The sequence below is a fragment of the Streptomyces sp. 8N706 genome (genome assembly GCF_052245415.1).
GTDB lineage: Bacteria > Actinomycetota > Actinomycetes > Streptomycetales > Streptomycetaceae > Streptomyces.
In genome coordinates, this window is record NZ_JBQQBW010000003.1 from 129,780 (window position 1) to 142,324 (window position 12,545).

At 70.7% G+C, this 12,545-nt stretch carries 11 protein-coding genes; 4 read left to right on the forward strand and 7 right to left on the reverse strand.

The window, feature by feature from the left end; all coding sequences use genetic code 11:
• Positions 1–9: 9 nt before the first annotated feature.
• The 3 genes from ureG to ACTWQE_RS02545 all read left to right on the forward strand — a co-directional run bounded on the left by ureG (position 10) and on the right by ACTWQE_RS02545 (position 3,388).
• Positions 10–714 (forward strand): urease accessory protein UreG, encoded by a 705-nt coding sequence (gene ureG, locus ACTWQE_RS02535; protein ID WP_443327110.1) that lies wholly within the window; start codon positions 10–12, stop codon positions 712–714.
• A complete protein-coding gene (locus ACTWQE_RS02540) occupies positions 711–1,505 on the forward strand; it encodes an urease accessory protein UreD (RefSeq protein ID WP_443327111.1) in 795 nt (264 codons plus the stop codon). The genes ureG and ACTWQE_RS02540 overlap by 4 nt, the downstream gene beginning before the upstream one ends.
• A 251-nt stretch (positions 1,506–1,756) precedes the next feature.
• Positions 1,757–3,388, forward strand: coding sequence for an alpha/beta hydrolase (locus ACTWQE_RS02545; protein WP_443327112.1), 1,632 nt, complete (start codon positions 1,757–1,759; stop codon positions 3,386–3,388).
• Between the two features lie 157 nt (positions 3,389–3,545).
• Here the strand turns inward: ACTWQE_RS02545 and ACTWQE_RS02550 are convergent, their stop codons facing one another.
• From ACTWQE_RS02550 to ACTWQE_RS02575, 6 genes are all read right to left on the reverse strand, one after another.
• Positions 3,546–4,250, reverse strand: coding sequence for a lysophospholipid acyltransferase family protein (locus ACTWQE_RS02550; protein ID WP_443327113.1), 705 nt, complete (start codon positions 4,248–4,250; stop codon positions 3,546–3,548).
• Positions 4,251–4,370: 120 nt separating this feature from the next.
• Positions 4,371–4,538 carry a hypothetical protein gene (locus tag ACTWQE_RS02555; protein WP_443327114.1) on the reverse strand — a complete coding sequence of 56 codons (168 nt, stop codon included), beginning with the start codon at positions 4,536–4,538 and terminating at the stop codon, positions 4,371–4,373.
• Positions 4,539–4,634: 96 nt separating this feature from the next.
• Positions 4,635–5,585, reverse strand: coding sequence for a cytochrome c oxidase assembly protein (locus tag ACTWQE_RS02560; protein WP_443327115.1), 951 nt, complete (start codon positions 5,583–5,585; stop codon positions 4,635–4,637).
• 193 nt (positions 5,586–5,778) lie between these two features.
• Positions 5,779–6,804, reverse strand: a complete 1,026-nt coding sequence (locus tag ACTWQE_RS02565) for a 6-phosphofructokinase (protein ID WP_443327116.1) — start codon at positions 6,802–6,804, stop codon at positions 5,779–5,781.
• Between the two features lie 158 nt (positions 6,805–6,962).
• Positions 6,963–7,691: a type 1 glutamine amidotransferase gene (locus ACTWQE_RS02570; protein ID WP_443327117.1), complete on the reverse strand. Its 729-nt coding sequence runs from the start codon at positions 7,689–7,691 to the stop codon at positions 6,963–6,965.
• A 28-nt stretch (positions 7,692–7,719) separates the two neighbouring features.
• The gene (locus tag ACTWQE_RS02575) at positions 7,720–8,964 is read right to left on the reverse strand and encodes a MurT ligase domain-containing protein (protein ID WP_443327118.1); all 1,245 of its coding nucleotides are present in this window, start codon (positions 8,962–8,964) and stop codon (positions 7,720–7,722) included.
• Positions 8,965–9,152: 188 nt separating this feature from the next.
• Between ACTWQE_RS02575 and def the strand changes: the two genes are divergently transcribed.
• Positions 9,153–9,695 (forward strand): peptide deformylase, encoded by a 543-nt coding sequence (gene def, locus ACTWQE_RS02580; RefSeq protein WP_443327119.1) that lies wholly within the window; start codon positions 9,153–9,155, stop codon positions 9,693–9,695.
• 460 nt (positions 9,696–10,155) lie between these two features.
• On the opposite strand, the gene ACTWQE_RS02585 is transcribed toward def, so the two are convergent.
• Positions 10,156–12,375: an NADP-dependent isocitrate dehydrogenase gene (locus ACTWQE_RS02585; RefSeq protein WP_443327120.1), complete on the reverse strand. Its 2,220-nt coding sequence runs from the start codon at positions 12,373–12,375 to the stop codon at positions 10,156–10,158.
• Positions 12,376–12,545: the final 170 nt, after the last annotated feature.

Below are 12,545 nucleotides of genomic sequence, written 5' to 3' on the forward strand. Positions count from 1 at the left end.
GGAGCCGTCATGCACCTCGACCACGCGGAAACCTATCCCCAGCGGCACACCTACAGCGCTCCGGCCACCCAGCGGCCCGACGGTACGCGCCGTGCCCTGCGCATCGGCCTCGGCGGCCCCGTCGGCTCCGGCAAGACCGCCACGGTCGCCGCTCTGTGCCGTGCGCTGCGCGACGAGCTGTCCATCGCCGTCGTCACCAACGACATCTACACCCGTGAGGACGCCGCGTTCCTGCTGCGCAACGCCGTTCTGCCGCCCGAGCGCATCACCGCCGTCGAGACCGGCGCCTGCCCGCACACCGCGATCCGCGACGACATCTCCGCCAACCTCGAAGCCGTCGAGGAGCTCGAGGACACCGTCGGCCGGTCGGGCGGGCTCGACATCGTCTTCATCGAGTCCGGCGGCGACAACCTCACCGCCACCTTCTCCAAAGGGCTCGTGGACGCCCAGGTCTTCGTCATCGACGTCGCGGGCGGCGACGACATTCCGCGCAAGGGAGGGCCGGGCGTCACCACCGCCGACCTGCTGGTGATCAACAAGACCGATCTGGCCCCCTACGTCGGCTCCGACCTGGAGCGCATGGCCCGGGACGCCGAGGCCCAGCGCGGCACCCTCCCCGTCGCCTTCACCTCCCTCGCCACCGAGGGCGGCGTCAAACCGGTCGCGGACTGGGTGCGCGCACAGCTCGTCGCCTGGACCGCGGAACCGGTGTGAACACCGCGACCGTACGGGCCACGGCCCGGATCACCGCCGTCCCCGACGGCCGCGGCGGCACCTCCCTCCCCGTCCTCGACGGGGACGGCCCGCTCGCCCTGCGCCGCGTCCGGGCGCGCGGAGCCGAGGCCCGCGTCTGTGTGATCGGGGCCATGAGCGCACCGCTGGGCGGCGACCGGATCCGTCTCGAGGTGACCGTGGAACCCGGTGCCGTACTGCAGGTGACCGCCGCCGCGGCGACGGTCGCCCTCCCGGGCCGGACCGGGGGAGCCGCGACGTACGACGTCGATCTGCGGGTGGGAGAGGGGGGCGAACTCCGCTGGCTCCCCGAACCGTTGATCTCCGCCCAGGGCAGCGACCTCCGCCTCACCACCGAGGTCCGGCTCGCCCCCTCCGCCCGGCTCGTCCTGCGTGAGGAGCAGGTCCTCGGCCGTGCGGGCGAGCACCCGGGACGGCTCACCAGCCGCCTGAAGGTCCGCAGCGGAGACCGGTTGCTCCTCGACCAGGAGACGGCGTACGGGCCCGGAGCGCCGGGCTGGGCCGGCCCGGCCGTCCTGGACACCCACCGTACGGCCGGTCAACTCCTCGTCGTCGACCCGCTGTTCGCGGATCACCCGCAGGAGGCGCGCCTGCTCGGCGACGGTGCGTCCGAGGGCGAAGCCGTCCTCGCCCCGCTGGCCGGGCCCGGGGTGCTCGCCACCGCCGTCGCCCCGGACGCCCTGGGCCTGCGCCGGCTCCTGGACGCCGCCGCTGCCGCCTGTGGGACTGATGTCCCGGGCCGCCGGGAGTGACGCCTGACGCCGACGCTCCCGCGACTGCGACAGCCCCCTGACTGACGGGACCCCAACTGCCGTACGTCTACGGCACGTTCACGCCCGGCGACGGTGACATTGCGATAATCGCCCCGCGGACGGGAAGTTGAGGTCTTGGTAAAGAAACCGCCGCACGATCTATCGCAGCGGTGGCCCGAGACGAAAGGATCCCCCTGCAAGCTCTGTGATCACCGCCGCCACAAGTGGCGTACCAAGCAGGGGGAAACATCGTGAGACGCACAGCGGTGCTCGGCTCCGCCGGCACTCTGATAGCGGGATCGCTGCTCGCCGGGGGCGTGCTCGCCCCGAGTGCGAGCGCGGACGGGAAAGACAGCGGGGGCGGCGCCGAGGCGCGCGGTGTCCGGATCGCCGCGGCTCTCGCCGCCGCAACGGGCATCGACTGGAAGGACTGTCCGGCCGACTGGAGCCTTCCCAAGCCCATTCAGTGCGGATATGTCACCGTCCCCGTCGACTACGCCAAGCCACACGGCCGCACCATCAAGATCGCGGTGGACCGTATCGCCAACACCGGCACGGCCGGTGAGCGCCAGGGGGCCCTGCTCTACAACCCGGGTGGGCCGGGTGGTTCCGGAATGCGGTTCCCGCTCCGGGTCGCCAATAAGAGCCCGCTGTGGACCAAGACGTCCAAAGCGTACGACTTCGTGGGTTTCGACCCGCGCGGCGTCGGCCGCTCCGCGGCCATCTCCTGTGCGGACCCGCAGGAGTTCGTCAAGGCGCCCAAGCTCGACCCGGTGCCCGACAGCGAGGCCGACAAGCGCGTCCAGCGCAAGCTGGCCAGGGAGTACGCGGACGGCTGCAAGGACCGCAGCGGGGCCATGCTGCCGCATATGACCACACCGAACACCGCACGCGACCTGGATGTCATCCGGGCCGCGCTCGGCGAGAAGAAGCTCAACTTCCTCGGCGTCTCCTACGGCACCTACCTGGGCGGGGTGTACGCCACGCTCTTCCCGGGCCATGTCCGCCGCATGATCGTGGACAGTGTGGTCAACCCCTCCCGGGAGAAGATCTGGTACCAGGCCAACCTGGACCAGGACGTGGCCTTCGAGACGCGCTGGAACGACTGGAAGGCGTGGGTCGCCAGGAACGACGCCGCCTACCACCTCGGCGACACCCCGCAGAAGGTCCAGGAGCAGTGGGACACGCTGCGGGCCGATGCGAAGAAGAGCCCGATCGGCGGGGTCGTCGGCCCGGCCGAGCTCCTCGGCTTCTTCCAGAGCGCGCCGTACTACGACTCGGCGTGGACCGAGGTCGCCGGAGTGTGGAGCAAGTACCTCGCCGGTGACGAGCAGGCGCTCGTCGACGCCGCCGGCCCTGACCTGTCCGACACCGCCGGCAACGCCGCCCTGGAGAACGGCAACGCCGTCTACACCGCGGTGGAGTGCGCCGACGCCAAGTGGCCGACGAGCTGGCGGAAGTGGGACCGGGACAACACCCGGCTCCACCGGGACTATCCGTTCCTCACCTGGTCCAACGCCTGGCTGAACCTGCCCTGTGCCACCTGGGGCGCCCCGCAGGGGACCCCGCTGGAGGTGGGCGCCGGGAAGAGCCTGCCGAAGGTTCTCATCGTCCAGTCCACCCGTGACGCCGCAACTCCGTACGAGGGCGCCGTCGAGCTGCACCAGCGGCTCGAGGGATCGCGCCTGATCACGGAGAGGGGCGCCGGTTCCCATGGCGTCACCGGACTGGTCAACCCCTGTGTCAACGACCGGGTGGACGCCTATCTGCTCAAGGGCACGGTGGACCGGCGCGATGTGACGTGCGAGCCGCACGCCACGCCGAAGCCCGCCGAGGCCGCCGCTGCCAGGAAGGCGGCAGCGGACCTGCCCGCCGTGCACTGACCCGTACCGCCGGTACGCGACGAGGGGACGGCCCGACCACAGGCCATCCCCTCGTCGCGTCCGCGCGTACGCTTCATGCTCAGTCGCGTCCGTCCGTACGCCTCGTGCCGCATGCCGTGCCGTGTCCGCGCACGGGCCTTGCGCCGGCTGATCCACCTCAGTTCAGGACCCGGTGCCTGCGTCGCTCCGCCAGCTCGGCCTTGACGTCCGTGGCGTACCGGTCGACGTACTCCTGCCCGGACAGCCGCAGGATCTCGTACATGATCTCGTCGGTGACCGCTCTGAGCACCGCTCGCTCGTCGCCCATACCGGCGTAGCGCGAGAACTCCATCGGTGCACCGAAGCGGATGGTCACCCGTTTGATCCGGGGGATGAGGCGCCCCGGCGGCTGGATCTCGAACGTTCCGACCATGGCGCAGGGAACCACCGGCACCTGCGCCCTCAGGGCCATGGCCGCCACCCCGACCCGCCCCTTGTACAGCCGTCCGTCGTGCGAGCGCGTGCCCTCGGGATAGATTCCCAGCAGCTCGTCCTTCCGCAGCACGCCCAGCCCTTCCTCGATGGCGTCCTGGCCTGCCGTCCCGCCCGAGCGGTCGACGGGAATCTGCCCCGCGCTGCGGAAGAAGGCCGCCGTCAGCCTGCCTTTGAGTCCGGGGCCGGTGAAGTACTCCGCCTTCGCGAGGAAGGTGATCCGGCGGCGCAGGATCGCCGGCATCAGGAAATGGTCGGAGAAGGACAGATGGTTGCCGGCGACGATCGCCGCGCCGTCCTCGGGGACATGCTCCAGGCCCTCGATCCGTGGCCGGAAGAGCAGCCGCAGCAAGGGTCCCAGGAGTACGTATTTGAGCACGTAGTAGAACATGGTGACTCACTTCCCCCCTCGTCCCGGTACGTGCCGATGCACACTAGCCCGACGCGTAGCGGCGCGCGAGAGGGCCGGTCGAGCGCATCTCTCACCCCACCGGTATCACGCCGTAGGCGCTCAGACGCGGTGCGTGCTGTTCGTGGCGACCACGCCGAGTGTCACCACACCGAGCACCACCCAGGTGAACCAGAGCCACCCGTTGCCGCCCAGGGCCACCGTGTAGGCGGTCACCAGCACCAGGCTGCTCGCCGTGCACACCGCCATTGCCTTCACCGATCCGGGCATCCGCAGCCTCCTCCCGGCAGTCCGGGCGGCACTGCACCCGGGCCGCGCCAAGAAGACCATCGTCCCTCGCGAACGGCGGAGACCGCTACTGTCCGGTCACTGCCCGCGGGCCTGAAGCGCGGCGAGATAGGCGTTGTACGCCGCCAGCTCCTTGTCGCCGTCGCGCTCCGCGGCCCGGTCCGTACGCCGTGCCTGGCGCTGGTCGGACTGGTACCACTGGAAGACCAGCGCCACGAGCACCACCACCGAGGGGATCTCACTGAAAGCCCAGGCGATGCCCCCTCCCGCGTGCTGGTCGGACAGCGCGTCGATCCCCAGCGACGCCGGCGGGTGGGCGTACGTGGACACCATCGGTTCGCTCGCCATCATCAGCGCGATACCGAAGAACGCGTGGAAGGGCATCCCGGCGAAGAGCTCCAGCATCCGCATCACATACCCGGGCCGGTGCGGCCCGGGGTCCACCCCCATGATCGGCCAGAAGAAGACCAGGCCCACCGCGAGGAAGTGCACCATCATCGCGATATGGCCGGCCTTGCTGCCCATGAGGAAGTCGAAGAGCGGGGTGAAGTAGAGGGCGTACAGGCTCGCGATGAACAGCGGGATCGTGAACGCCGGGTGGGTGAGGATCCGCAGATAGCAGCTGTGCAGCAGCGACACCAGCAGCTCACGCGGGCCCGTGCGGCCGCGGCTCGCCGACGGCAGCGCCCTCAGCGCCAGCGTCACCGGAGCGCCCAGCAGCAGCAGGATCGGCGAGAGCATGCTGATCACCATGTGCTGCACCATGTGCACGCTGAACATGACCATGCCGTAGTCGTTCAGTGCCGTGCACATCACCAGCGCGATCGTGAGCACACCGATGATGAAGGAGACCGTACGGCTCACCGGCCAGCTGTCGCCGCGCCGTCGCAGACGCGCCACGGCCCAGCCGTGGAGTCCGAGCGCCAGCAGGCAGCCGGCCAGGAAGAACGGCTCTCCGGTGAACTCCAGGCCCCGCCCCAGCGTGAACGGCGGCAGATCCAGGGTCATGCCGTGCCCGCCGTGATCCATCCACTCGCTCCTGTTTCGCACCGATGCGTCCGCACCAGACTAGAACCGCCCCCGGCCGGGGCTCCGGCCGGGGGCGGCTCCACGCCTGTCCCGGCGAGGGTGCCGGGCCGGTGGCTCCGGGGTGCCGTCCGGCTGCCGGTTCCCGGAGGCCGTTCGGAGCGGGTCGGCCGTCCGGGTGCGCGGGCGGCTCAGCTCACAGCACGCACTCGGCCTCGGTGTACCGCTCGACGGGCACCGTCTTCAGCGTCTCGACCGCCTCGGCCAGCGGCACGAGAGTGATGTCGGTACCGCGCAGCGCCGCCATCATGCCGAAGTCCCCCCGGTGGACCGCCTCCACCGCGTGCCAGCCGAAGCGGGTGGCGAGCACTCGGTCGAACGCGGTCGGCGTGCCACCGCGCTGGACATGGCCGAGGATCACCGGACGGGCCTCCTTGCCGAGGCGCTGCTCCAGTTCCACGGACAACTGCCGGGCGACACCGGCGAACCGCTCGTGCCCGTAGACGTCCTTGCCGCCCTCGTCCCACTCCATCGTGCCCTCGCGGGGCTTGGCGCCCTCGGCCACGACCACGATCGCGAACTTCTTGCCCGCCGAGAAGCGCGCCCCGACGGTCTCGGTCAACGCGTGGATGTCGAAGGGCCGTTCGGGTACGACGATGGCGTGTGCGCCCGCCGCCATGCCCGAGTGGAGCGCGATCCAGCCGGTGTGCCGGCCCATGACCTCGACGATCAGCACCCGCTGGTGGGATTCGGCCGTCGTCTTCAGCCGGTCCAGGGCCTCCGTGGCGACGCCCACGGCCGTGTCGAATCCGAAGGTGAGATCGGTCGAGGCGATGTCGTTGTCGATGGTCTTCGGTACGCCGACGATGGGCAGGCCGGCGTCCGAGAGGAGCCGGGCCGCCTTGAGCGTGCCCTCACCGCCGATGGGAATGATCGCGTCCAGGCCCAGCTCGGCGACATGGCCCCTGGCCCGCTCCACGCCGTCGCGCAGATGCGCGGGCTGGACACGCGAGGAGCCGAGGATCGTACCGCCACGGGCCAGGATGCCGCCCACGGCGTCCAGGTCCAACTTGCGGTAGTCGCACTCGAGGAGGCCCTTCCACCCGTCGTGGAATCCGATGACCTCGTCACCGTGGTCCGCCACGGCGCGGTGCACGACCGACCGGATGACGGCGTTCAGGCCGGGGCAGTCGCCACCGGATGTGAGCACACCAATGCGCATTGCTCGAAATACCTCTGCAAAGGTCCGGACGACCGGACCCCGTCGTCCGGATGGATCCCCGCCACCCTACAAGCGCCGGGAGGCGGGGACGCACGCCCCCGGGGGAACGCGCTTTCGGGTACGCACACCCTTCCGGGCACACCCCCTTCGTACGGCCGTCAGGCGGGCTGGGTGGCCGCCGCGATGCGCTCCGTGCGCAGCGCCTCGTACCAGCGGTCGTCGACCGGCGGCAGCGCGTTCACATCCAGCGCGAGCTTCAGCAGCAGGTCCGCGATCAGCGGGTTGCGGGCCAGCACCGGCCCGTGCATGTAGGTGCCGAAGACCGTGTCGTTGTACGCGCCCTCGAAGCCGTCGCCCGTGCCGTTGCCGTTGCCGAACCGCAGCCGGGCGAAAGGCCTCGCCGTCGGGCCCAGATGCGTGACGCCCTGGTGGTTCTCGAAACCGGTCAGCGGCGGCAGATTCAGCCGCTGGTCGATGTCCGCCAGTACGTCACCGACGCACCGGGCGCCCTCGCCGCGGGTGCTCACCACATCGAGCAGGCCCAGGCCCGGCTCCCGCTCGCCGAGGTCGTTGATGAACTCCTGTCCCAGGATCTGGTACCCGGCGCACACGGAGAAGACGATGGCGCCGTTGGAGACCGCACGGTTGAGACCGCCGTCACGGCGCAGCCGCTCCGCCGCCAGCCGCTGCGGCCGGTCCTCGCCACCGCCGATCAGATAGATGTCACCGGAGGTGGGCAGCGGCTGGTCGGAGCGTACGTCCACCCGCGACACCTCCAGACCCCGCTGCCGGGCGCGCCGCTCCACGACCAGGGCGTTCCCCTGGTCGCCGTAGGTGCTCAGCAGGTCGGGGTAGACCCACACCAGGCGCAGGCTGCTGTCGCTCATGCTCACAATCCTTTTACGTGGTCCGGGGTCAGTTGCCGACCCGGCGGCGCAGGTCCTGGAAGGCGGTGTAGTTGGCGATGGTCTCGATCCGGCCGGGCGGGGCCAGCTGTACGGCCTCCTCCACGCTCTCGCAGACCCGGAAGTCCAGGCCCGCGACCTCCAGCCGTACCGCGAGGTCGAGCTTGCGGTCGCCGAGGACGAAGATCGGGTGCCCGGCGAGCCGGGTGTAGTCGACGTCCCAGAGCCAGGAGGTGTCGGTGCCGTCCGCGCCGCGGGCGTTGACCGAGAGGATCACCGGGGTCGGGGGCGGGTCGATCAGGGAGAACGTCTCCAGCCAGCCGGCCGGGTTCTTCGCCAGCAGCAGCCGCAGCTCGCGCCCCTGGAAACCGACGACGTCATAGCGGCCGGCGACCGCCTGCACCTGGTACATCCGCTCCAGCGCCACCTGCGGCGGGACGCCGAAGGTGGCGGCGACGGCAGCCGAGGTGGTCGCGTTGGCCTTGTTCGCCCGGCCCGGCAGCTGGAGGTGGATCGGCCAGGCCGAGCCGTGCGGGTCCAGGACGTGGTCGCCGTTCAGGGCCCAACTGGGAACGGGACGGCGGAAGCCGCAGTCGCCGCAGCCCCAGTCGTCACCCGGGCGCTGCAGCACGCCGCCGCAGGACGGGCAGGACCAGGCGTCGTCCTTCCACTCCTGTCCGGCGGCGACCCAGACCACGTTCGGCGACGAGGAAGCGGCCCAGACGATCAGCGGGTCGTCGCAGTTGGCGATCACCGTGGCCTTGGTGCCGGAGAGGCCCTCGCGCCACTTCTCGGCGAGCATCCGCGTCTCGGCGGCCCGGTCGAGCTGGTCGCGGGAGAGGTTCAGCAGGGCGATGGCCTTCGGCGTGACATCCCGCGCGACTCCGGCGAGGTACTTCTCGTCGACCTCGATGACACCGAACCTGGCGTCGGAGCCCCCGGCGAGTGCGGAGGTGATACCGGCGGGCATGTTCGCGCCGAGCGCGTTGGAGACCACCGGGCCGCTCGCCCGCAGAGCCTCGGCGATCAGCCGGGTGGTCGTGGTCTTGCCGTTGGTGGCCGACACCAGGACCACGTCCAGGTGCCCCGCCAGCCGGGCCAGCAGGTCGGGGTCGAGCCTGAGCGCCACCTTGCCGCCGATCACCGACCCGCTGCCGCGGCCCGCTGCCCGCGACACCGCCGCCGCGGCTTTGCCCGCCGTCACGGCCAGCTTGGCCCGTGGCGACAGCGGCTCCGTGTTGCCTGCGCCTGCCATCGTCCTTGTTCCTCCTCGCATCCGGCGCCGCGGCCGCCCCCGGTCTGGCCGTGAGAACGCCCCCCTCCGCGCCGAATCACCGGCCGGGAGACTTCGGTCGGGGATCAGCCTATCGAGGTCCGGCCGTGGGCCCGAACCGTGCCACCCTGCCGACCTGCCGTTCCGGGGCCGGACCGTACGCTTGGGGCGTGCGACACACGGTGATTCCCGGTAGTTCAGGACTTGTGCGGCCGATGCGGCTGCTGGGTGATCCGGTGCTCCACGCACCCTGCCGGGAGGTCACCGCGTTCGACGGGGCGCTCGCCCAGCTGATCGAGGACATGTACGCCACGATGTACGCCGCTCAGGGCGTCGGACTGGCCGCGAACCAGATCGGTCTCCCGCTGCGGGTGTTCGTCCACGACTGCCCGGACGACGAGGACCGCCGGCACCTGGGGCATGTGGTGAACCCGCGGCTGGTCGAGGCGGACGGGGTGAGCGTGACCGGTGCCGAGGGCTGCCTCTCCCTGCCGGGCATCGAAGCGGGGACCCGGCGGCTGGACCATGTGGTCGTCGAAGGTGTCGACCGGACAGGCGAGCCCGTACGGGTGGAGGGCACCGGATTCTTCGCCCGCTGCCTCCAGCACGAGTTGGACCACTTGGACGGTGCGGTGTTCACCGACCGCCTGGGCGGCTTGCGCCGCCGCCGCGCCCTGCGCGCGGCCCGCCGTGCCCCCTGGGCGGGCCGGTAGGCGTGTCCGACGGCCCTTCGCGGGCTTGCGACACCCGGCACGGCACTTCCGCGGCTCTCGGCGGGGGTACCCCCGCACCGGATGCCGCTCGCTGATCCACTCAGAGCCCTCAGAACCGCCTGGTGCTGCGGCCCAGACGCTGACCGGCTCGCGAGGACCGGCAAGCACTCCATCGGCTTCCGACCGGTAGGGGGCCGTGGCGGTAGCCGGGGCAGCTGGGAGTACCCCCACGCTGCGTTGTCGGAGCCATCCGAGCTCCCTTGGCCTTCGGTATGGGGAGCTCCAGGGTCCATCCTCGAAGGGCCCCGGACCGGACCTGGCTGGGGCGCCTGCGGGCGCTCTGCTCGGAGCCGGCACGGTCGTCCGCAGGGAAAGGCCCCCGGGCCCTCGTTCGCCGCGGGCGGCGAACGTTGCCCGGGGGCCTTTCCCCTCATGCCGGGGAACTCCGGCTCGGATCTCGTCAGCCGAGGGTCGCGAGAGCCTCGTTGAAGATCTTCGACGGACGCATGACGGCCGCCGCCTTGGAGGCGTCGGGCTGGTAGTAGCCGCCGATGTCGGCCGGCGAGCCCTGGACCGCGACCAGCTCGTCGACGATGGTCCGCTCCTGTTCGGTCAGCGTCTTGGCCAGGGCCGCGAACGCCTCCGCGAGCTGCGCGTCGTCGGTCTGCTTCGCCAGCTCCTGCGCCCAGTACAGCGCCAGGTAGAAGTGGCTGCCGCGGTTGTCGATGCCGCCCAGCTTCCGGCTCGGCGACTTGTCCTCCTCGAGGAAGGTCGCGGTCGCGCGGTCGAGGGTGTCGGCGAGAATCTGGGCGCGCGCGTTGTCCGTGGTCTGCGCGAGGTGCTCGAAGCTGACCGCGAGCGCGAGGAACTCGCCGAGGCTGTCCCAGCGCAGGTAGTTCTCCTTGACCAGCTGCTGGACGTGCTTGGGCGCGGAGCCGCCGGCGCCCGTCTCGAAGAGGCCGCCGCCGTTCATGAGCGGAACGACGGAGAGCATCTTGGCACTGGTGCCGAGCTCGAGGATCGGGAACAGGTCGGTCAGGTAGTCACGCAGCACGTTGCCGGTCACCGAGATCGTGTTCTCGCCGCGGCGGATCCGCTCCAGGGAGAACGCGATCGCGTCGACCGGCGACATGATCTCGATCCGCAGGCCCTCGGTGTCGTGCTCGGGGAGGTACCGCTCGACCTTGGCGATGAGGTTGGCGTCGTGCGCGCGGCCCTCGTCCAGCCAGAACACGGCCGGGTCGCCGGTCGCGCGGGCGCGGGTCACGGCGAGCTTGACCCAGTCCTTGATCGGCGCGTCCTTGGTCTGGCACATACGGAAGATGTCGCCGGCGCTGACGACCTGCTCGAGCACGGCATTGCCGTTGCCGTCGAGGACCCGCACGGTGCCCGTGGTGGGAATCTCGAAGGTCTTGTCGTGGCTGCCGTACTCCTCGGCCTTCTGCGCCATCAGACCGACGTTGGCCACCGAGCCCATCGTCGACGGGTCGTAGGCGCCATGGGCGCGGCAGTCGTCGATGACGACCTGGTAGATGCCGGCGTAGCTGCTGTCGGGGATGACGGCGAGGGTGTCGGCCTCGTTGCCGTCCGGGCCCCACATGTGGCCGGAGGTGCGGATCATGGCCGGCATGGAGGCGTCGACGATGACATCGCTCGGCACGTGCAGGTTGGTGATGCCGCGGTCGGAGTCGACCATCGCCAGCTCCGGGCCCTCGGCCAGCTCGGCCTCGAAGGACGCCTTGATCTTCGCGCCCTCGGGCAGGGACTCCAGGCCCTTGAGGATGCCGCCGAGACCGTCGTTCGGGGTCAGGCCCGCCGCAGCGAGCGCCTGGCCGTGCTCCGCGAACGTCTTCGGGAAGAAGGCCCGTACGACGTGGCCGAAGATGATCGGGTCGGAGACCTTCATCATCGTGGCCTTCAGGTGCACGGAGAACAGCACGCCCTCGGCCTTGGCCCGGGCGACCTGGGCCGTGAGGAACTCCCGCAGCGCGGCGACGCGCATGGCGGAGGCGTCGACGACCTCACCCGCGATCACCGGCACCGACTCGCGCAGCACGGTGGTACTGCCGTCGTCCCCGGCCAGTTCGACGCGCAGCGCGCCGTCCTCGGCGATGACCACGGACTTCTCGGTCGAGCGGAAGTCGTCGGCGTCCATGTGCGCGACGTTGGTCTTCGAGTCGGCCGTCCAGGCGCCCATACGGTGCGGGTGCGCCTTGGCGTAGTTCTTGACCGAGGCGGGGGCGCGGCGGTCGGAGTTGCCCTCGCGCAGGACCGGGTTGACGGCGCTGCCCTTGACCTTGTCGTAACGGGCGCGGACGTCCTTCTCCTCGTCCGTCTTCGGCTCGTCCGGGTAGTCCGGCAGCGCGTAGCCCTGCTTCTGCAGCTCGGCGATCGCCGCCTTGAGCTGCGGAATCGAGGCCGAGATGTTCGGCAGCTTGATGATGTTCGCCCCGGGCGTCCTGGCCAGCTCACCGAGCTCGGCGAGCGCGTCGTCGACGCGCCGGCCCTCCTCGAGACGCTCGGGGAAGCTCGCGAGGATCCGCCCCGCCAGGGAGATGTCGCGGCTCTCGACACTGACCCCGGCCGTTGAGGCGTACGCCCGGACCACAGGCAGGAACGAGTACGTCGCCAGGGCCGGGGCCTCGTCAGTGTGCGTATAGATGATGGTCGAGTCAGTCACCGGTACTCCGCTTCACGTCTACGTCGTCTCGATATCAAGATATCTCGCGATCGCCCTTCTGTGACACCGCCCCCCGCGTGGAGCTGCCGGGGCGGACAGTCCCGTCGTCCCGCATCTGCGGGGTGCAGGCTCAAGATCGTCTCCGGTGGATCCTGTGGCCTGGGTGACCG